At 58.4% G+C, this 19,057-nt stretch carries 17 protein-coding genes; 12 read left to right on the forward strand and 5 right to left on the reverse strand.

Annotated features, from left to right (window positions below):
• Nucleotides 1-40: 40 nt before the first annotated feature.
• Nucleotides 41-739, reverse strand: a complete 699-nt coding sequence (locus tag CUR33_RS09410) for a pirin family protein (protein ID WP_170049048.1) — start codon at nt 737-739, stop codon at nt 41-43.
• 209 nt (nt 740-948) lie between these two features.
• On the opposite strand from CUR33_RS09410, the gene yegS reads away from it, so the two are divergent.
• Together yegS and CUR33_RS09420 are read left to right on the forward strand one after the other, a co-directional pair.
• Nucleotides 949-1,845 carry a lipid kinase YegS gene (gene yegS, locus CUR33_RS09415; RefSeq protein ID WP_289239415.1) on the forward strand — a complete coding sequence of 299 codons (897 nt, stop codon included), beginning with the start codon at nt 949-951 and terminating at the stop codon, nt 1,843-1,845.
• A gap of 153 nt (nt 1,846-1,998) precedes the next feature.
• Complete coding sequence (locus CUR33_RS09420; protein ID WP_090248080.1) at nt 1,999-2,934, forward strand: chemotaxis protein CheV; 936 nt, start codon at nt 1,999-2,001, stop codon at nt 2,932-2,934.
• Nucleotides 2,935-2,971: 37 nt separating this feature from the next.
• Here CUR33_RS09420 and CUR33_RS09425 read toward each other — a convergent pair whose 3' ends face one another.
• Entirely contained in the window at nt 2,972-3,451 is a 480-nt protein-coding gene (locus tag CUR33_RS09425; RefSeq protein WP_289239416.1) for a DUF1499 domain-containing protein, read from the reverse strand.
• Here CUR33_RS09425 and CUR33_RS09430 point away from each other — a divergent pair.
• The gene (locus CUR33_RS09430; protein ID WP_289239417.1) at nt 3,450-4,256 is read left to right on the forward strand and encodes an MOSC domain-containing protein; all 807 of its coding nucleotides are present in this window, start codon (nt 3,450-3,452) and stop codon (nt 4,254-4,256) included. The two genes, CUR33_RS09425 and CUR33_RS09430, sit on opposite strands and share 2 nt — an antisense overlap.
• A gap of 49 nt (nt 4,257-4,305) precedes the next feature.
• Here the strand turns inward: CUR33_RS09430 and CUR33_RS09435 are convergent, their stop codons facing one another.
• The gene (locus tag CUR33_RS09435) at nt 4,306-6,231 is read right to left on the reverse strand and encodes a transglycosylase SLT domain-containing protein (RefSeq protein ID WP_282875472.1); all 1,926 of its coding nucleotides are present in this window, start codon (nt 6,229-6,231) and stop codon (nt 4,306-4,308) included.
• Nucleotides 6,232-6,600: 369 nt separating this feature from the next.
• Between CUR33_RS09435 and CUR33_RS09440 the strand changes: the two genes are divergently transcribed.
• Both CUR33_RS09440 and CUR33_RS09445 read left to right on the forward strand, forming a co-directional pair.
• Entirely contained in the window at nt 6,601-8,514 is a 1,914-nt protein-coding gene (locus CUR33_RS09440) for an ATP-binding cassette domain-containing protein (protein WP_289239418.1), read from the forward strand.
• 58 nt (nt 8,515-8,572) lie between these two features.
• Entirely contained in the window at nt 8,573-9,259 is a 687-nt protein-coding gene (locus CUR33_RS09445) for a DUF6901 family protein (RefSeq protein WP_090248073.1), read from the forward strand.
• A gap of 30 nt (nt 9,260-9,289) precedes the next feature.
• Here the strand turns inward: CUR33_RS09445 and CUR33_RS09450 are convergent, their stop codons facing one another.
• On the reverse strand, nt 9,290-9,730 hold the full coding sequence (locus CUR33_RS09450; RefSeq protein WP_289239419.1) for a universal stress protein: 441 nt from the start codon (nt 9,728-9,730) through the stop codon (nt 9,290-9,292).
• An 87-nt stretch (nt 9,731-9,817) separates the two neighbouring features.
• On the opposite strand from CUR33_RS09450, the gene CUR33_RS09455 reads away from it, so the two are divergent.
• Nucleotides 9,818-10,255 carry a hypothetical protein gene (locus tag CUR33_RS09455; protein WP_289239420.1) on the forward strand — a complete coding sequence of 146 codons (438 nt, stop codon included), beginning with the start codon at nt 9,818-9,820 and terminating at the stop codon, nt 10,253-10,255.
• A gap of 83 nt (nt 10,256-10,338) precedes the next feature.
• Here the strand turns inward: CUR33_RS09455 and CUR33_RS09460 are convergent, their stop codons facing one another.
• Nucleotides 10,339-11,157, reverse strand: a complete 819-nt coding sequence (locus CUR33_RS09460; RefSeq protein ID WP_289239421.1) for a hypothetical protein — start codon at nt 11,155-11,157, stop codon at nt 10,339-10,341.
• Between the two features lie 481 nt (nt 11,158-11,638).
• Between CUR33_RS09460 and fadB the strand changes: the two genes are divergently transcribed.
• The 6 genes from fadB (at nt 11,639) to CUR33_RS09490 (ending at nt 18,963) form a co-directional block, all read left to right on the forward strand.
• A complete protein-coding gene (gene fadB, locus CUR33_RS09465) occupies nt 11,639-13,786 on the forward strand; it encodes a fatty acid oxidation complex subunit alpha FadB (protein WP_090248067.1) in 2,148 nt (715 codons plus the stop codon).
• Nucleotides 13,787-13,816: 30 nt separating this feature from the next.
• Nucleotides 13,817-14,992, forward strand: coding sequence for an acetyl-CoA C-acyltransferase FadA (gene fadA, locus CUR33_RS09470; protein ID WP_090248066.1), 1,176 nt, complete (start codon nt 13,817-13,819; stop codon nt 14,990-14,992).
• Between the two features lie 86 nt (nt 14,993-15,078).
• Nucleotides 15,079-15,315, forward strand: a complete 237-nt coding sequence (locus CUR33_RS09475; RefSeq protein ID WP_090387350.1) for a DUF1653 domain-containing protein — start codon at nt 15,079-15,081, stop codon at nt 15,313-15,315.
• A gap of 125 nt (nt 15,316-15,440) precedes the next feature.
• Nucleotides 15,441-18,050, forward strand: a complete 2,610-nt coding sequence (topA, locus tag CUR33_RS09480; RefSeq protein WP_289239422.1) for a type I DNA topoisomerase — start codon at nt 15,441-15,443, stop codon at nt 18,048-18,050.
• Nucleotides 18,051-18,132: 82 nt separating this feature from the next.
• A complete protein-coding gene (locus CUR33_RS09485; RefSeq protein ID WP_289239423.1) occupies nt 18,133-18,651 on the forward strand; it encodes a DUF6586 family protein in 519 nt (172 codons plus the stop codon).
• A 78-nt stretch (nt 18,652-18,729) separates the two neighbouring features.
• Entirely contained in the window at nt 18,730-18,963 is a 234-nt protein-coding gene (locus CUR33_RS09490; RefSeq protein ID WP_167141216.1) for a hypothetical protein, read from the forward strand.
• Nucleotides 18,964-19,057: the final 94 nt, after the last annotated feature.

The following is a 19,057-nucleotide window of genomic DNA, read 5'->3' on the forward strand; positions in this document are numbered from 1 at the left end:
GCGCACAGGTTCTGCTGCGCCGCTAAGCCATCTCTGCTGGTTATGCCACATCCACCAGGATGATTTCGCTGTCTTCGATGGCCGTTACGCGGATCACTTCTACATCGCTGACTGCCACACCATCACGAGCCTGGGCGCTGACGCCGTTGACTTCAATGCTGCCGCTGGCGGCCACCAGATAAGCCTTGCGAGAAGCACCAATCGGATACTCGGTGCTCTGCCCGGCTTGCAGGGTGGCTGCGGCCATCCGCGCATTGGTACGGATCGACAGGGCGTCCTGATCTTCGGCAAAGCCGCTGGCCAGGGTGACGAAGGTGCCGGCGCGCTCACCTTTGGGGAACGGCTTGGCGCCCCAGGACGGCGGTAGGCCCGACTGGTTGGGTTGAATCCAGATCTGGAAGATCTTGGTGGTGGTGTCTTCCAGGTTGTATTCGCTGTGGGCAATCCCGGTGCCGGCGCTCATCACTTGCACATCACCGGCTTCGGTACGGCCATGGTTACCCAAGTTGTCCTTGTGGGTGATGGCCCCTTGGCGTACATAGGTGATGATTTCCATATCGCGGTGCGGATGGGTCGGAAAGCCGGTGTGCGGCGCGATTTCATCATCGTTCCAGACCCGCAGTGGTCCCCAGCTCATGCGCGCCGGGTCATAGTATTCGGCAAAGGAAAAATGATGGCGGGCATTCAGCCAACCGTGATGGGCACCGCCGAGCTCGGCGAAGGGGCGTACGTCGATCATCTGCATATCCTCATTTAAGGAGCACCGGCTTTCAGCGGCGGTGTTCATTGGCGATGTAAGGATGATCCAATAAATCAATGCGATTAAAAATGCGTAAATATTGAGCCTAATAATCTATTTGGTTGATATTTATTTCGTCACGTGCCGGTTGGTGCAACCTCAAGCCCTGTTGCTGAATCTTTGTGTTGAAACGTGAAAGGATGCTGTGAATGCAAGAACGTAAAGCGCTGCTGATTCTGCATGGTAAGCAAGCTCTCAATGCCGAGGTGCGCGCTGCGGTGCAGGCGCGTCGTGAAGAGGGCTGGCACGTGGATGTGCGGGTCACCTGGGAGGGTGGCGATGCGCAGCGTCTGGTCAACGAGGCGTTGCAGGCGGGCTACCCAACCCTTATTGCCGGCGGTGGTGATGGCACTCTGCGTGACGTGGCTGAAGCTATGGCGTTGGCAAAAACCAAGGCCAGTCTGGCGCTGTTGCCGTTGGGTACAGCCAATGATTTTGCGCGTGCGGCCGGTATTCCGCTCGAACCACTGGCTGCGTTGAGCTTGTTGGATATACCGGCGCAGCCGATCGATCTGGGCGAAGTGGATGGTCAGGTGTTCCTGAATATGGCCACGGGCGGTTTTGGCTCTAACGTCACCGCCAACACGTCGGAAGACCTCAAACGCATGCTCGGCGGTGCGGCTTATTTTTTGACGGGCTTGACCCGTTTTGCCGAAGTGCAATCGTCGTTTGGCCGCTTTACCGGGCCGGATTTTCAGTGGGAAGGCGAGTTTCTCGCACTCGGCATCGGCAATGGTCGGCAGGCCGGCGGTGGGCATGTGCTATGCCCGCAGGCGCGAGTCAACGATGGTTTGTTGGATGTCTGCATCGTGCCGGCGGCAGCGGATGTGGTAGGCACCCTCGGTACGCTGCTGTCTGGCGGAATCAATGGCCTGCAGAGTGTAGCCCTCAGCGCACGGCTGCCTTGGCTGGAAGTCGAAGCCCCCGAAGGCCTGGATCTCAACCTTGACGGTGAGCCGATGGAAAGCCGCAAACTGCGGTTCGCGGCCAGGCCGAAGGCGTTACGTGTGCATTTGCCGGAAGACTCGCCGCTGCTGGTTGAATAAGCCGAGCGGCTTCTGCCGCCTGACTGGCCTAGTCGCCGCGCTTATCGCATGATGGCGCTGCGCCATCTGCCTTCAGATGCGCGGCAGATGGCCGATACACCCGGGTATGGCTATTTGAGCTAGGCTAGATCGATAAGTGAACAGGAGCGCATGATGGCCGGCATTCTCGACTCAGTGAACCAACGCACCCAGCTGGTGGGTGAGAACCGCTTGGAAATTCTCATGTTCCGCCTGGCGGGTCGGCAACTGTTTGCGATCAACGTCTTCAAGGTGCAGGAAGTCCTGCAAATGCCCAAGCTGACTCTGATGCCGCAGCGCCATCGTTTTGTCTGTGGGGTGGTCAATCTGCGTGGGCAGACGTTGCCAGTGATCGATCTGTCCCAGGCCATCGGCATGCGCCCGATTGTGCCGGATGAGCGCAGCACCATTATCGTCACTGAGTACAACCGCTCGGTGCAGGCTTTTCTGGTCGGTGGGGTTGAACGCATCCTCAACCTCAATTGGGAATCCATCCTGCCGCCACCCGGTGGCGCCGGGCGTCAGCATTACCTGACTGCCATCACCAAGGTTGAAGACCAGATCGTCGAAGTGATCGACGTGGAAAAAGTCTTGGCGGAAATCAGCCCGATGAGCACCAAGGTCTCTCCGGAAAAACTCGCCGATCCGTTACTGGAGCATGCCAAAGGACGCGAAGTGCTGCTGGTGGATGACTCCAACGTGGCCATGAGTCAGCTCAAGGGCACCATGGCGCAATTGGATATCCGTTGCCATGCCGCCAGCGATGGCTTGCGTGCCCTTAACCTGCTGAAGAGCTGGGCTGATGCCGGCGTCGATGTGCATGAAAAGCTGTTGATGGTGATCACCGACGCGGAAATGCCGGAGATGGACGGCTACCGCCTGACCACCGAGATTCGCAACGACTCACGTCTTAAAGACTTGTACGTGGTGCTGCACACCTCGCTTTCAGGCAGTTTCAACGAGGCCATGGTTAAGAAGGTAGGCTGCGACAACTTCCTCTCCAAGTTCCAGCCGGACAAACTTGTAGATGTGGTGCACCAGCGTTTGGCCTTGTTGCACCCCGAGGAATAAGCCTGACGCGGGCGTCAGGCTGGCATGCACCTTCTGTTTATTCGCTTAACCGCTGGCGTAGATACTCAATGCGCTCGCGGTTAACGTCGAAATCCGCGTAGCCCAGGCGCGATGCCGAGCGCACATCCACTCCGGCCGCTCCGATCATAAATTCCACATCATCGACAAAGCGCATCAGCTTGCTGCTGAATTCGGCGCGCAAATACCCCGGTGCCTCCTCCACCACGCTCACGCGTGGCTCTGCACTGAGTAACGCCTTGAGGCGTGCCTGGGTTTCTTCGGCGGTACCTCTCAGTGGCAGCGGTTCAATGGTGTGTCGCGCATCGCTGGCCTGGCTGTTTACGCAGTTCGGTGAGTCTGGACAGGCGCTCAGTTGTCCATCATGGATGCCCAGGTTATCCGGCGCAGTACCGCTGCAAGCGCTTAGCAATACCAGTAGCGGCAGGGCCAAAGCGGGCTTGTAGGTACGTCGGGTTGCTCGTATAAGTGCGTTTTGCCAAACGGAAGCTGGACTCATGTTGCATCTCTCCGGGTTGTACCGTTATCCACTGAAGTCGGCGGCGGGCGAAGCCCTGCGCGAAACGATGCTGGACGCTTTGGGCGTGCAGGGTGATCGTCGCTGGATGGTAGTCGATGCTGAATCCGGGCGCTTCCTTACGCAACGCTTGCTTGCGCAGATGACTCAGTTGCAGGCGCGCTGGCTGGGTAGCACGCACCTGCAACTGAGTGCACCGGGCATGGCTGATCTGCAGGTAGCAGTGCCGGATGAGCAGGCACCGCTGCGTGGCGTGACCATCTGGCGCGACAGCCTGCAGGTGCCGGACGCCGGTGATCAGGCGGCGCATTGGCTTAGCCAATTGCTTGGCCGTGCCTGCCGTCTGGTTCAGGTCTCAGAACCGCGGGCGCGGCAGGTCGATACGGCGTATGCCGAGGTCGGCGACAAGGTGGCGTTTGCCGATGGCTTTCCTTTACTGCTGATCGGTCAGGCGTCGTTGGATGACCTCTCGGCGCGCGTCGGTCGACCGTTGCCGATGCTGCGTTTTCGCCCGAACCTGGTGGTCAGTGGCAGTGAGCCCTATGCCGAAGACAGCTGGAAGCGCATCCGTATTGGTGAGCTGGAGTTTCGTGTGGTCAAGGGCTGCTCGCGCTGCATCATGACCACCCTCGACCCGCAGACTGGCGAGCGCAGCGCCGATCGCGAACCGCTGGCTACCCTGAAAACCTACCGTGAGCGTGAAGGCGAGGTGTATTTCGGGCAGAACCTGATCGCCTGTGGCGAAGGGCAGCTACGTCTAGATATGCCGGTGCAGGTGCTGGAATAAGCGGGCAAGGCACGCTCAACCGTTGCAGTTGAGCATGCCAATTTAGCCGTTACTGGTCGAAGTAACGCTCGTGCCAGGCCACCAGTGGTTGCGGCGCGTTGAGCTTCTCGCCGTAGATCACCGAGTAGGACAGCACGTTCTGCACGTACTGGCGGGTCTCATCAAATGGGATGTTCTCGATCCACACGTCATACGACAGATGATCCGCGCCGCGCAGCCACTGGCGCACGCGCCCTGGGCCGGCGTTGTAGGCCGCAGAGGCGAGCACGCGGTTACCGTTGAACTGGCCGTAGATCTGGCTCAGGTAGGCTGCACCCAGCTGAATATTGACTTCCGGACGGTAGGCCAGTTGCGGCGATGACAGCGGAATGCCAAAACGTTTGGCGGTTTCCTTGGCAGTGGCTGGCATTAGCTGCATCAAACCCATGGCGCCGACGTGGGATTTGGCATCGGCCATAAAGGCGCTTTCCTGGCGGGTGACGGCAAATACCCAGCTGGAATGGATGTCGCGGTTTTTCGCTTCACGCACCAAGTGTTCGCGGTGCGCCATGGGGAAGCGTACGTCCAAATCGTCCCAATACTGTGCCTGGCTGATGGTGCGGATGGCCGGGAAGTACCAGCCCATCTCATAGGCCAGGCGCGCCTGGGCAACCATCTCATCGCGGCTGAACAAGCGGCTGACGTTGTACCACTCGCGGCGGCCATCGGCGACCTGACCCCGGGCGTGGAACTCTAGAGCACGGCGAATCGCTGCCGAATTTCGCACCTTTTGGATGGTCTGTGGGCTCAGAGCCAGTGGCTTGTTATTCAGCTGATAGGGCGCCTGCACCTGGTCGGCGGCCATAAAACCGTAGAAGTCACGTTCCTTGGCCAGTGCCTGGTACAGCGCTTTCGGTTCCTGGCTGTTGGGCTGCGCCAGTTGCAGGCTGCGCGCCTGCCAGTAACGCCAGCGGTTGGTGTTACCCAGTTCCGCAGGCATCCGGCGCGTCAGCTGGTTGGCCTCATCCCAGCGGCCCAGGCGCAGCAGTAGGCGGGCGCGCCATTCGCTTACGGTGTTATCACGCAGCTCGGGGTCGTACTTGGCCATGACCTGTAGAGCGCGGGAGTCGAAGCGCTTGGCCAGGGTCAGGCCGATTTCGCGGGCAATAGCCACCTGCTCGTCGCTGGAGAACTTCATCCGTTGGGCGTAGCCATCGAGCAGCTTGAGTGCGCTTTCCGGGTCCTGGCGGGCCAGGCGGCGCAGGCCGAGGCCAACTACATCGGCCATGGCCGGGTCGGTCTGGGTAAAACGCGAGGTCTGCTTCAGCAACTCAGGCTTCTGCGCCACTTCTAGCAGGCGCTGGCCTTGGTTGCCCAAGGTTGGCATCGTCTTGATCAGGTGGGTGACCAGGCCGTAGTTACGCGCTTCGGCTGCCAGCTTAGCGCGCTGCCAACGCTTCTGTTCGGTGAGTTGGCCTTCTGCGGCCCACATTGCGAACAGCGGGTCACAGGCATTGGGCTGTGATTTGCCCACCAGCCAGAGTTTCTCGGCGGTGGCGTTGCCTTCGGCGCGCATGCCGTGGCTCAGCTGGTACTGGCCATACAAACAGTCAAGCTCAGTGAAATTCAGCTTCGGGTCGTAGTAATTAATGAAGGTTTGCCACTCGCCACGTTCAGCCAGCCAGCGCAGCCAGCGCAGCTTCATCCAGCTGATTTGCGGCAGGTCGCCATGTTCGGCGAGGAATTTCTCGATTTCGTCATTGCTGGCCCACTTCAGCCGGGCGGTCAGTTCGTCATACGCCAGGTAAGGCTCCAGCGGATAATCACGTAGAGCACTGGCATAGCGCTGGTAAGGGCCTTTGTCGCCTTTGGCCAGTGCGGCTTTGGCTTGATCGTAATATTGACGTTGTTGCGTCAGGGTAGCGGCCTGCGCTGCAGAGACGCTCAAGGTGGAAACCAACAGGCAGGACAGCAAGCTGAACAGGGGACCGCGCATGACACTTCCAGGCAAATAGTGCGTATGGCTCTAGCTTAGTCGTTTGCCTATGGGCGGTGAAGGTGCAATGCGTTTCAACGCGTAATTGATGGCGCTCACCGCTGTTTTAGCCTGGGTAGGCGTGCTAGAGGGCTTGGCGCCATGTGCGCCAGGAATCGCAGCGGAATTTACTGCGTGCACCGTTGAAATTGCCTGCTTGGTCGATGCGCTTCTCGGTTAGAATGCGCGCCCTGTTTTGTGGGTGCTTCCGGCAGCCATAGATGATTTTTTGGGTGTTTCAGGTTGCCGCTGTGCCCTGGATGCAACGAAGCCCGTTGCTCGGTTGCGGTTAAACCGGCTTTCACCCGTCGTTTTTTGTTGAGGCGTGCCATGACCCTGCTCAAGTTCACCGATATTTCCCTGGCTTACGGCGCAATGCCGCTCTTGGACAAGGTGTCTTGGCAGATCGCCCGTGGCGAGCGGGTGTGCATCATCGGCCGCAACGGCACCGGTAAGTCGAGCATGATGAAGCTGGTCAAGGGCGACCAGAAGGCGGATGACGGCGCTGTTTGGCGTGCACCTGGGCTGAAAATTGGTGAGTTACCGCAGGAATTGCCGGTGGCTGACGATCGCACCGTATTTGATGTGGTCGCTCAGGGTCTGGACGGCGTGGGCGAGTTACTTGCGCAGTACCACCACCTGGCGCAGAACTGTGTCACCGAAGCTGATCTGGACAAGTTGATGCATGTGCAGCAAGACCTCGAAGCCCGTGACGGCTGGCGCTTGCAGCAACTGGTCGACAGCACCTTGAGCCGCTTGCAGCTGCCGGCTGACAAGACGCTGGCCGAGCTCTCAGGCGGCTGGCGTCGTCGCGTCCTGCTGGCTCAAGCGTTGGTTTCCGAGCCCGATTTGCTGCTGCTCGATGAGCCAACCAACCACCTGGATATCGGCGCGATTGCCTGGCTGGAAGAAGCCTTGGCGGATTTCCAGGGCGCAGTCCTGTTTATCACCCACGACCGTTCTTTCCTGCAGAACCTGGCCACACGCATCCTCGAATTGGACCGTGGCGGCCTGATCGATTGGAACGGCGACTACGCGAGCTTTCTGGTGCACAAGGAAGCCGCATTGGCCGCTGAAGAGACGGCCAACGCGCTGTTCGACAAGCGCCTGGCCCAGGAAGAGGTGTGGATTCGCCAAGGCATCAAGGCCCGCCGCACCCGTAACGAAGGCCGTGTACGCGCCCTCAAAGCACTGCGCGTAGAGCGCAGCGAGCGCCGTGAGCGCACCGGCAAGGCCAATATCCAGCTGGAAACCGCCGAGAAATCCGGCAAGCAGGTGATGGTGCTGGAAAACGTCAGTTTTGCGCATCCAGGTGGTCCGTTCCTGATCAAGGACTTTTCCATGGTGCTGCAGCGCGGCGACCGCATCGGTCTGCTCGGCGCCAACGGCACCGGTAAAACCACTTTGCTCAAGCTGATGCTCGGCGGCTTGCAGCCCACCAGCGGTGAAGTGGCCGAAGGCACGCGCATTGATGTGGCTTATTTTGACCAATTGCGTCACCAGCTTGACCTGGAAAAGACCGTGATCGACAACGTCGCCGAAGGCCGCGACTTTATCGAGATCGACGGGCAGAACCGCCATGTACTGAGCTACCTGGGCGACTTCTTGTTCAGCCCGCAGCGTGCGCGCACGCCGGTCAAAGCGTTGTCCGGTGGTGAGCGGGCACGTCTCTTGCTCGCCAAGCTGTTCAGCAAACCGGCCAACTTGCTGGTGCTGGACGAACCGACCAACGACCTCGATGTGGAAACCCTGGAGTTGCTTGAGGAAGTGCTGCTGACCTTCCCTGGCACCGTGCTGATGGTCAGTCACGACCGGGCATTCCTCGACAACGTGGTAACCAGCACCCTGGTGTTTGAGGGTGAAGGGCAGGTGCGCGAATACGTGGGGGGCTATCAGGACTGGCTGCGGCAGGGCGGTTCACCGCGCTTGCTTGGCGTCGGAGAGAGCAAAGCCGGTAAGCCTGAACTAGCCTCAGCAGTGGTACCAGCACCCGTTGCAGTGGAGCCAGTTGTGGTCGAGGTGAGCAAGAAAAAACTCAGCTATAAGCTGCAGCGCGAGCTCGAAGCCATCCCGGGTCAGATTGATGCGCTGGAAGGCCAGGTTGCCAGCTTGCAGGAGCAGATCGGCTCGCCGAGCTTCTATCAGCAACCGGCAGAAAAAACCGCCGAAGTGTTGGCGAAGTTGCAGGCCGTGCAGCTGGAGCTGGAGCAATTGGTCGAGCGTTGGGCTGAGCTGGAAGGCTAACCCACGTTATTAGGAAACGTGCTCAAACAGGATTTTGAGACTTCTTGCGGAGACAGTCATGGCCATCGAGTACCGCATCACTCTCGACGACAATCATCAGTTCAGCTACAGGATCGAGCTGAACCGAGTCTATGAGGTAGAGGTTGCGCAAAGCGCACCAGCCTGGACGCGCCTGGAGTATCAGCAGTGCAGTAACTGCCCCTTGAGTAAGGATAACTTCAGTCACTGTCCTGCTGCAGTTGACCTGCATCGGGTCATCGAGGATTTCCAAGGGCTGCCGGCGTTCAAGAAAGTAGCAGTGTGGGTGCGCACGCCAGAACGCGAGTACAACAAGCTGGTGGGGTTGGAAGAGGGCTTGCGTGCACTGCTCGGGGTGATCATGGCCACCAGTGCCTGCCCAGTGCTGGGTAAGCTCAAACCCATGGCGCAACACCATCTGCCGTTTGCCAATAGCCAAGAGTTCATTTTGCGCACGGTGTCGTTGTACCTGACGCAGCAGTATTTCAACCTGCGTGAAGGGCGTGCTGCGGATTGGGAGTTGAAGGGGCTGGTGCGGATGTTCCAGCAGTTGCAGCTGGTGAATCAGGCGTTCTGGCAGCGTATTCATGCCACCTGCGAGGGTGATTCCAACCTCAAGGCGTTCCTCACCTTCTTCTCCATGGCCTCGAGCATGACCTATTCGCTGGAAACCCAGCTGCAGAAGATTCGCCCTTTGGTCATGAGTTCACCCGATAGCGGTGAATAACGCAGCCGCGTTATTCACCCATCGCTCGCTTTATTCGGCTTTTTTCAGGCGTACGGCCAGCACATCGCAAGGCGCGCCGTGCAGTACGTCATTGGCCGTCGAGCCCAGTAGCAACGCCAGGCCGTGACGGCCGTGGCTGCCGACAACGATCAGGTCGCATTGCTGTTCTTCCGCCAGGCGATGAATTTCCTGGCGCGGTTGGCCGTAGGCCAGGTGGCGATGCTCGGCGCTCAGGTCGGGGTACTTGCCGGAAAATTTGTCCAGGCGCTCGCGGGCCTGGTCGAACTGTTGCTGTTGCAGCATCGATAGGTCCATTGGTACATCGCCACCAAAGGCCATGGCCATGGGCTCGACGATATGCACCACAGACAATGTGGCCCCGCTGCTGGCGGCCAGTTTCAGCGCGCGGTGCATCACCGGGTCGCATTCCTCGGTCAGGTCGACGGCGACCAGAATGTGCTGGTAGGGCATGGGGTAACTCTCCTTGCAAGTGGATCAATGCTTTTAGTATGGCCGTCCTGAGCGCTGATGACAGGCTTTTGCCGGTGAGATATCGATATGAGTCCCTGGTTTCTGCTTTTGCTCCTGGCTTTTTTGCTCAGCCCGCTGGCCTGGCTGGTGCCCTCGCGCCATCAGCGTGGGCAGATGGATGTGCGTCTGCAGGCGCGGCGTATGGGCGTGGCAATGCAGTTGTCGCGCCAGGAATGGCCGCATTGGCTGTTGCGTCAGCCACCGCACGCCTGTCCGCAATACCACCGGGCGCGCAAGCGCGGCCAAGTCGATAGTTGGTGCTACTGGCAGATGGAGCCGGGGCAGTGGGTGAATAAATGGCGCGAACCCTGTGCCGATCAAGTCCTGCTGGCGCAATTGCAGACCTTACCGGCGGACGCGTTCAAGGTTGAGGCAACCGATCAGATGCTGTCGGTCTGCTGGGGAGAGCGGGGTGCTGGCGAGGCGCTGGAGGCAATTGTCGCGTTTCTCCAGGCCAAAGCCTGAATAAAAGAAGGCCCAGTGCGAACACTGGGCCGGAGTACGGCCAGGCAGGCCGGTAAAACGAATGCGTATGGCGGCGGTCGCGATCAGAGGTTGGCGGTCGCGTACTGGCCGGAAATCTGCTCAATGCCTTGAATGATGGTGTTGGAGTACTTGTTAACCAGAAATGGCACGCTGTTCTCGTTGTAGTTGATCAGCGACTTTTCAATATAGCGCCATTTGGTGGCCACACTTTCCCAGGATTGCTTGAGCTGCGGTGTGTTCTTTGGGTCCTTCTCCAGTGCCGCCATCTTGCTGGCGAACTCACTGACCAGCTCCTCAATCGGTCGTGCATCGCCGCCGCCCATAAAGGTAGCGCCCACAGAGGCGCTGCGTGAGGCGTAATCCACTGCAATGCCCTGCATCAGAATGCTTTGCTCGCGGCTGCGTTGGGTCAGTGTCGGCACGCTGTAGCTGCCTTCCTGCTGGATCTTGGTGTACAGCTCTTGGCTGAGAGCCATCAGTTGTTGGTTGCGACCCGCCAGGTCAGCCACCGGCTGAAGGTCGGTATAGCCTTGGCTTTTCAGTGCGTTGATCAGGTTATTGAGATCAATTTGGTAACCCTTCCACTGCTGGTCGAGCTGCGAGCGCAGTGCTTTTGAGCCTTCACCGGGCATGTCGGCCAGCGCCGTCATATGGTTGTTCACTTCGCTCAGCGAGTCGTTGATCATGCGTGCGTAGCGTTGATCGCCTTCCATGCCGTTAAACATGTAAAAGTCACCAAGCGATTTTTGCGCAGCCAGGCGTATCTGGTGCAATTTCAGCAAGCTGGTGGCGGCATCTGCAGCCTGGGTTGCGGCGCTGAAAAGGGGGAGGGTGATTGCGAGCAGGGTGCTCAAAGCAATGGCAAGCATGCGGCTCGACATGGGGAAACTCCGTGCGCCCTTGATTGGGCTCTAATTGTTTTTGTTTTGGCTACGGGCGGTCTAAAACGGCCGTATTGAGACGACTGTACCTGCAGCTAAATCATTTTGCTAGGTATGCGCTGGATCACACTTCTGTTCGTATAGTTGGAGAACTGCCGGCATATCGCTGCGGATAGCGGCGTTTTCGCTGCAGAGTAATCTGTGCGTCGGCAGATGCTGGAACGTAATTTTTTGTACGCCCGTGCAGTCACTACAGGCCAATTGACAAGTAGGGGCTTTTCCTTGAAGGTGTGCACACCCAAATCAAACGGGCGTATGAATTGAGCGTTTGCCTTCAAAGGCACCGCCTTTACAGCCCGATTATCGCGTCGGTGGGTGTGCCAGGCTGATTGGGGCTACTCTGAGACGGCTATGCCGTGGAGTAGCTTGCTGGTTGGCTCCGATGTGTACTGTTCAGCTTCCATACCGTGGAGATCAGTTGATGATTTACGAAGGTAAAGCCATCACGGTTAAGGCTCTTGAGAGTGGCATCGTCGAATTGAATTTCGACCTCAAGGGTGAATCCGTCAACAAATTCAACCGTCTTACCCTCAATGAACTGCGTCAATCTGTTGATGCGATCAAGGCCGATGGTTCGATCAAGGGCGTGATTGTCACCAGTGGCAAAGACGTATTTATCGTCGGCGCCGACATCACCGAGTTCGTCGACAACTTCAAGTTGCCGGATGAAGAGCTGGTGGCTGGCAACCTCGAAGCCAACAAGATCTTCAGTGATTTTGAAGACCTCAATGTTCCGACTGTTGTCGCGATCAACGGCATCGCCCTGGGCGGTGGTTTTGAGATGTGCCTGGCGGCGGATTACCGCGTCATGGCCGAAAGCGCCAAAGTTGGCCTGCCGGAAGTCAAGCTGGGCATTTACCCAGGCTTCGGCGGCACCGTGCGTCTGCCACGCGTTATCGGTACCGATAACGCCGTTGAGTGGATTGCCGGTGGTAAAGAAAACAAAGCTGCTGACGCCCTGAAAATGGGTGCGGTGGATGCTGTGGTTGCCGCTGACAAGCTGCAAGCTGCTGCCCTGGACCTGATTAAGCGCGCCATCTCTGGTGAGCTGGACTACAAGGCCAAGCGTCAGCCGAAGCTGGAGAAGCTCAAGCTCAACGCTATCGAGCAGATGATGTGCTTTGAAACCGCCAAAGGTTTCGTTGCAGGTCAGGCTGGCCCGAACTACCCGGCGCCGGTTGAAGCGATCAAAACCATTCAGAAAGCCGCCAACTTCGGTCGCGACAAAGCGCTGGAAGTGGAAGCTGCTGGCTTCGTCAAACTGGCTAAAACCCCGGTTGCTGCCAGCCTGATCGGCCTGTTCCTGAACGATCAGGACCTGAAGAAGAAAGCCAAGCAGTACGACGAAATCGCCAAAGACGTGAAACTGGCTGCCGTACTCGGCGCCGGTATCATGGGTGGCGGTATCGCCTACCAGTCCGCTTCCAAGGGCACCCCGATCCTGATGAAGGATATCCGTGAAGAGGGTATCCAGATGGGGCTGGCCGAGGCTTCCAAGCTGCTTGGCGGTCGCGTTGCCAAAGGTCGTATGACCCCTGCGAAGATGGCTGAAGCCCTCACCGCTATTCGTCCGACCATGTCCTACGGTGACTTTGGCGCTGTCGATATCGTTGTCGAAGCCGTGGTCGAGAACCCGAAGGTCAAGCAGATCGTGCTGGCCGAAGTGGAAGGCGTGGTTAAAGAAGACGCAATCCTCGCGTCGAACACCTCGACTATTTCCATCAACTTGCTGGCCAAGGCCCTCAAGCGTCCGGAAAACTTCGTTGGCATGCACTTCTTCAACCCTGTGCATATGATGCCGCTGGTTGAAGTGATTCGTGGCGAGAAGTCCAGCGACGTAGCCGTGGCGACCACCGTTGCTTACGCCAAGAAAATGGGCAAGACCCCGGTTGTGGTCAACGACTGCCCAGGCTTCCTGGTTAACCGCGTGCTGTTCCCGTACTTCGGTGGCTTCTCCAAGCTGCTCGGTTTTGGCGTGGACTTCGTGCGTATCGACAAGGTCATGGAGAAGTTCGGCTGGCCAATGGGCCCGGCGTACCTGTCCGACGTAGTCGGTATCGACACCGGTCACCACGGCCGTGACGTAATGGCTGAAGGCTTCCCGGATCGCATGGCTGTTGAAGGTCGCACTGCGGTTGACGTGATGTATGAAGCAGATCGCCTGGGCCAGAAGAACGGCAAAGGTTTCTACGCCTACGAAATGGATAAGCGCGGTAAGCCGAAGAAGGTTTCTGATCCGGTTGCCTACGACCTGCTGAAGTCCATCGTGACCGAGCAGCGTGAAGTGACTGATGAAGACATCATCAACTTCATGATGATTCCTCTGTGCATGGAAACCGTGCGTTGCCTGGAAGACGGCATCGTTGATACCGCAGCTGAGGCCGATATGGGTCTGATCTACGGCATCGGCTTCCCTCCGTTCCGCGGTGGTGCACTGCGTTACATCGATACCGTCGGTGTAGCCGAGTTCGTTGCCCTGGCCGACAAATACGCCGAGCTGGGCGCGCTGTACACCCCGACTGCCAAGCTTCGCGAAATGGCCGCTAACGGCCAGAAGTTTTTCGGTTAATCGCGGACAGACTAGAGCGAGAGTGAATTTATGAGCCTGAATCCTAGAGATGCAGTCATCGTCGACTTCGGTCGTACCCCGATGGGTCGTTCCAAGGGCGGCATGCATCGCAACACCCGTGCCGAAACCATGTCGGCCAACCTGATCAGCGGCGTGCTGGCACGTAACACCAAGCTGGACCCAGCTGAAGTGGAAGACGTGATCTGGGGCTGCGTTAACCAGACCCTGGAGCAGGGCTGGAACATCGCGCGCATGGCGTCGCTGATGACCCAGATCCCGCATACCGCTGCTGGCCAGACTGTAAGCCGCCTGTGCGGTTCGTCCATGAGCGCTCTGCACACTGCTGTGCAGGCGATCCAGACTGGTAACGGTGACGTGTTCGTCATCGGCGGTGTGGAGCACATGGGCCACGTTGGCATGATGCACGGCGTCGATCCAAACCCGCACCTGTCGCTGTACGCAGCCAAGGCCTCGGGCATGATGGGTCTGACCGCTGAAATGCTCGGCAAGATGCATGGCATCAGCCGTGAGCAGCAGGACGCATTCGGTGAGCGTTCGCACCGTCTGGCACACAAAGCTACCGTCGAAGGCAAGTTCAAGGATGAAATCATCCCGATGCAAGGCTACGACGAGAACGGCTTCCTGAAGGTATTCGACTACGACGAAACCATTCGTCCGGAAACTACTCTGGCAAGCCTGGCTGCGCTGAAGCCTGCGTTCAACCCGAAAGGCGGCACCGTGACTGCAGGTACGTCCTCGCAGATCACTGACGGCGCTTCCTGCATGATCGTCATGAGCGCCCAGCGCGCCCAAGACCTCGGCATTCAGCCAATGGCAGTGGTTCGCGCCATGGCCGTGGCCGGTGTTGATCCAGCGATCATGGGTTATGGTCCGGTACCGTCGACTCAGAAAGCCCTCAAGCGTGCTGGTCTGACCATCAATGACATCGACTTCTTCGAGCTCAACGAAGCCTTCGCTGCCCAGGCCCTGCCTGTGCTGAAGGACCTGAAAGTGCTTGATAAGATGGAAGAGAAGGTCAACCTGCACGGCGGCGCGATCGCCCTGGGTCACCCGTTCGGTTGTTCCGGTGCGCGTATCTCCGGTACCCTGCTGAACGTGATGAAGCAGAATGGTGGCACCTTCGGTGTGTCCACCATGTGCGTAGGTCTCGGCCAAGGCATCACCACCGTCTTCGAACGCCTCTAAGCTTCACCGGTGTAAGAGATGGAAAAAACCGGGGCCCAGTGCCCCGGTTTTTGTTTATCAGCAGAAAATCTTCAAGGAATTCACCCATGCAGCTACAGCCCGGCCTCTACCGCCACTACAAAGGTCCTGAATACCGTGTGTTTGGCGTAGCCCAGCATTCCGAAACGGAACAGGCGATGGTGGTCTATCAGGCGCTGTACGGCGAGTTTGGCCTATGGGTGAGGCCATTGGAGATGTTCTGTGAAAGCGTTGAGGTGGACGGCGAGACGGTTCCACGCTTTGCTTTGATTCAGGCTGAAACCGCACTGTTTACTCGGCCTTGAGCTGACATCGGGCCATTGCTGCGCTTGACCTCGGCCGGACCACCACTATATATAGCGGTGCCGCGCTAGCAGGCAGTACAGCGCCTCCCGCATTTATTTACCGAATTTCAGGAATTTTCCAATCCATGGGCAAATCGCTGGTCATCGTGGAATCCCCGGCCAAGGCCAAGACCATCAACAAGTACTTGGGCAACGAGTACGTGGTGAAGTCGAGCATCGGCCACATCCGTGACCTACCCACCAGTGGTTCGGCGAGTACCGCCAAAGAGCCGGTCAAGCGTGGCAAGGCCGCTGCAGGTGAAGTGCCGGCGCTGTCGCCCAAGGAAAAAGCCAAGCGTCAGCTGTTTGCGCGCATGGGGGTTGATCCCGAACACGGCTGGAAAGCCAAGTACGAGATCCTTCCCGGCAAAGAGAAGGTGGTCGAAGAGCTGCGCCGTTTGGCCAAGGATGCTGACACCATCTATCTCGCAACCGACTTGGATCGCGAGGGGGAAGCCATTGCCTGGCACCTGCGCGAATCCATTGGTGGTGACGACAGCCGCTACAAACGCGTGGTGTTCAACGAAATTACCAAGAAGGCCATCCAGGAAGCGTTTTCCAAGCCTGGCGAGCTGGATATCAACCGGGTCAATGCCCAGCAAGCGCGGCGCTTCCTCGACCGCGTCGTGGGTTATATGGTCTCGCCGCTGCTGTGGGCCAAGATCGCCCGTGGTCTGTCTGCCGGGCGTGTGCAGTCGGTAGCCGTGAAGCTGGTTGTTGAGCGTGAGAAAGAGATCCGCGCGTTTGTTCCGGAAGAATACTGGGAAGTACACGCTGATCTGGGCACCGCCAAAGGCGCCAATGTGCGCTTTGAAGTGGCTCGTGAGAACGGCGCTGCCTTTAAGCCGCTGAATGAAGCCCAGGCCATGGCGGCCCTGGCTACGCTGAAAGCGTCTAGCTACAGCATCAGCAAGCGCGAAGACAAACCGACCAGCAGTAAGCCTTCGGCGCCGTTTATTACCTCCACCCTGCAGCAGGCCGCCAGTAACCGCCTGGGCTTTGGGGTGAAGAAGACAATGATGATGGCCCAGCGTCTATATGAGGCTGGTTACATCACCTACATGCGTACCGACTCGACCAACCTCTCGGCTGACGCCGTGAGCATGGTGCGCGGCTTTATCGAAGGCGAGTTCGGCAAGAAGTACCTGCCGGCCAACCCAATTGCCTACAGCAGCAAGGAAGGCGCCCAAGAAGCTCACGAAGCGATCCGTCCTTCCGACGTCAACCTCAAGCCGACTCAATTGACGGGCATGGAACGTGACGCCGAGCGCCTGTATGAGCTGATTTGGCGCCAATTCGTGGCCTGCCAGATGCCGCCGGCTGAATACCTGTCGACCACAGTTACCGTGACGGCAGCGCAGTTCGAGCTGCGTGCCAAGGGCCGTATTCTCAAGTTCGACGGTTACACACGTGTATTGCCGCAGCTGAGCAAGCCGGGCGATGACGATGTATTGCCGGAAATGAATCAGGGCGAAGTGCTCAAGCTGGTCAAGCTCGACCCCAGCCAGCATTTCACCAAGCCGCCTGCACGTTACTCGGAAGCCAGTCTGGTTAAGGAAATGGAAAAGCGCGGTATCGGTCGTCCGTCGACCTATGCAGCGATTATCGGCACCATCCAGGATCGCGGCTATGTGGCGCTGCATAACCGCCGTTTCTACTCGGAGAAGATGGGTGACATCGTCACCGAGCGTCTGGCCGAGAGCTTTTCTAACCTGATGGACTACGGTTTCACCGCCGGGATGGAAGAGCACCTGGACGATGTGGCCCAGGGCGAGCGTGAGTGGAAGCACGTGCTCGACGAGTTCTACGGTGACTTCAAGAAGAAGCTTGAAGTGGCTGAGGCCGGCGAGGGCGGCATGCGTGCCAACCAGCCGACGCTGACCGATATCGCTTGCCGCGATTGCGGCCGACCGATGACCATTCGTACCGCATCAACCGGGGTATTCCTCGGTTGTTCCGGTTATGCACTGCCGCCGAAAGAGCGCTGCAAGGCTACCGTCAACTTGGTTCCTGGTGACGAGATTGCAGCGGATGACGAGGGTGAGTCGGAGTCGCGCGTGCTGCTCGGCAAACACCGCTGCCCGATCTGCTCGACGGCGATGGACGCTTACCTGCTTGATGAAACCCGCAAGTTGCATATCTGCGGTAATAACCCCGATTGCAGCGGTTATGAAGTGGAGCAGGGCCAGTATCGCATCAAGGGCTATGAAGGTCCGAGCCTGGACTGCGACAAGTGTGGCAGTCAGATGCAGCTGAAAACCGGCCGTTTCGGCAAGTTCTTCGGTTGCACCAACAGCGAGTGTAAGAACACCCGCAAACTGCTGAAAAGCGGTGAAGCGGCGCCGCCGAAAATGGACCCGGTGAAGATGCCGGAGCTCAAGTGCGAGAAGGTCAACGATACCTACATCCTACGTGATGGTGCTTCGGGTCTGTTCCTGGCTGCCAGCCAGTTCCCGAAAAATCGTGAAACCCGCGCGCCCTTGGTGCTCGAGTTGATCCCGCACCGTGATGAGATCGATCCCAAGTACCACTTCCTTTGCGATGCACCGAAGAAAGACCCGCAAGGTCGTGCGGCGGTTATCCGCTACAGCCGCAAGACCAAAGAGCAGTACGTGCAGACCGAAGTCGACGGCAAACCGACGGGCTGGCGTGCGTTCTATGACGGCGGCAAGTGGAAAGTCGAAGACAAGAGCTGATCACCAGCTGATTTAGCACGACGCGCGCTTGCCGCTGGCCGGCGCGCGTATGCTTATCTAATCCGTTATGGAGGGCGCCGCAATGGCCAATGAACTCTATACCCGCACCAACCAGAAAATTTTCTATGCCGGCCTGGCGTTGGAATCCTGGCGCAAGGCTGAGCAAGGCCAGAGCATGAATGCCTTGGCCTTGATCCAGGCTGAGCGCGAGGCTGCGTTATTTCATCTGTACGGCGCCTTGCTCGGCCTGTGCCATGAAATTGCCGGTTACTACCGCTTGCCGGACAGCGCCGCGCCACGGGCCGAACGCTTTCTCACTGAGGACGTGTTGCAGGCGGCGCCTAGCCAGGAGCTGGGTGAGCTGGTCGAGCTGGCACAGTCCGCCGACAGCTGGGCTGCTCAGCTGCTCAAGGCTTATGCCGAGCTGTTTCAGCCGCCGCAGGCTGGCAAAAAGGCTAAGGTCGATCCCGCTACACCGTTGATCACCGCGGTCAGCCTAGATGAAGAAGTTATGCTGTTGACGCAGGAAACGCTGGAGACGTGGCGTCAGCAGCTGAAGGCTCTGGCGCAGCGGTTTCGAGAAACCTTGAGCGAGTGGTAAGGCGCTGATTGGACCGGCGGACTAGGGCGAGCCCGAGTCGGCTGTTACACTGTCGGCCTATTGTGGAGAGCTAAGCCAATGCCTACATCATTCCTGGAAATTGTAGAATTGCCCGACGGACGTATTGCCCTGCGTCGTGCAGAGGATGAAGAATCACTGGTGGTGCTGGATTTCTCTGCCGATGCCAAGGCCTTTCTGCAGGGGCAGCATGTTGAGGTGGCCAAAGCCATGCTCAATGTGGGTGTACAGATGGCTGGGCGATTGGCTGAAAATAATTTTCAGCAGGAAGAAGGCCCTCGAATCCTGCATTGATTGCAGTGCTCTTGGCGTCAGATACTAGCGTTGTTGTTTTGTTGCTTAGCCTTCTTTCGGCTAAGTCGCACGCTCCTTGTGCGACCTGAGGCCA

The sequence above is a fragment of the Pseudomonas sp. FEMGT703P genome (genome assembly GCF_002786345.1).
In the GTDB taxonomy this organism is placed as follows: Bacteria; Pseudomonadota; Gammaproteobacteria; order Pseudomonadales; family Pseudomonadaceae; genus Aquipseudomonas; species Aquipseudomonas peli.

Coding starts and splice junctions, on each gene's coding strand:
- CUR33_RS09410 (WP_170049048.1), bottom strand. CDS start 739: ATGATCGACGTACGCCCCTTCGCCGAGCTCGGCGGTGCCCATCACGGT.
- yegS (WP_289239415.1), top strand. CDS start 949: ATGCAAGAACGTAAAGCGCTGCTGATTCTGCATGGTAAGCAAGCTCTC.
- CUR33_RS09420 (WP_090248080.1), top strand. CDS start 1,999: ATGGCCGGCATTCTCGACTCAGTGAACCAACGCACCCAGCTGGTGGGT.
- CUR33_RS09430 (WP_289239417.1), top strand. CDS start 3,450: ATGTTGCATCTCTCCGGGTTGTACCGTTATCCACTGAAGTCGGCGGCG.
- CUR33_RS09425 (WP_289239416.1), bottom strand. CDS start 3,451: ATGAGTCCAGCTTCCGTTTGGCAAAACGCACTTATACGAGCAACCCGA.
- CUR33_RS09435 (WP_282875472.1), bottom strand. CDS start 6,231: ATGCGCGGTCCCCTGTTCAGCTTGCTGTCCTGCCTGTTGGTTTCCACC.
- CUR33_RS09440 (WP_289239418.1), top strand. CDS start 6,601: ATGACCCTGCTCAAGTTCACCGATATTTCCCTGGCTTACGGCGCAATG.
- CUR33_RS09445 (WP_090248073.1), top strand. CDS start 8,573: ATGGCCATCGAGTACCGCATCACTCTCGACGACAATCATCAGTTCAGC.
- CUR33_RS09450 (WP_289239419.1), bottom strand. CDS start 9,730: ATGCCCTACCAGCACATTCTGGTCGCCGTCGACCTGACCGAGGAATGC.
- CUR33_RS09455 (WP_289239420.1), top strand. CDS start 9,818: ATGAGTCCCTGGTTTCTGCTTTTGCTCCTGGCTTTTTTGCTCAGCCCG.
- CUR33_RS09460 (WP_289239421.1), bottom strand. CDS start 11,157: ATGTCGAGCCGCATGCTTGCCATTGCTTTGAGCACCCTGCTCGCAATC.
- fadB (WP_090248067.1), top strand. CDS start 11,639: ATGATTTACGAAGGTAAAGCCATCACGGTTAAGGCTCTTGAGAGTGGC.
- fadA (WP_090248066.1), top strand. CDS start 13,817: ATGAGCCTGAATCCTAGAGATGCAGTCATCGTCGACTTCGGTCGTACC.
- CUR33_RS09475 (WP_090387350.1), top strand. CDS start 15,079: ATGCAGCTACAGCCCGGCCTCTACCGCCACTACAAAGGTCCTGAATAC.
- topA (WP_289239422.1), top strand. CDS start 15,441: ATGGGCAAATCGCTGGTCATCGTGGAATCCCCGGCCAAGGCCAAGACC.
- CUR33_RS09485 (WP_289239423.1), top strand. CDS start 18,133: ATGGCCAATGAACTCTATACCCGCACCAACCAGAAAATTTTCTATGCC.
- CUR33_RS09490 (WP_167141216.1), top strand. CDS start 18,730: ATGCCTACATCATTCCTGGAAATTGTAGAATTGCCCGACGGACGTATT.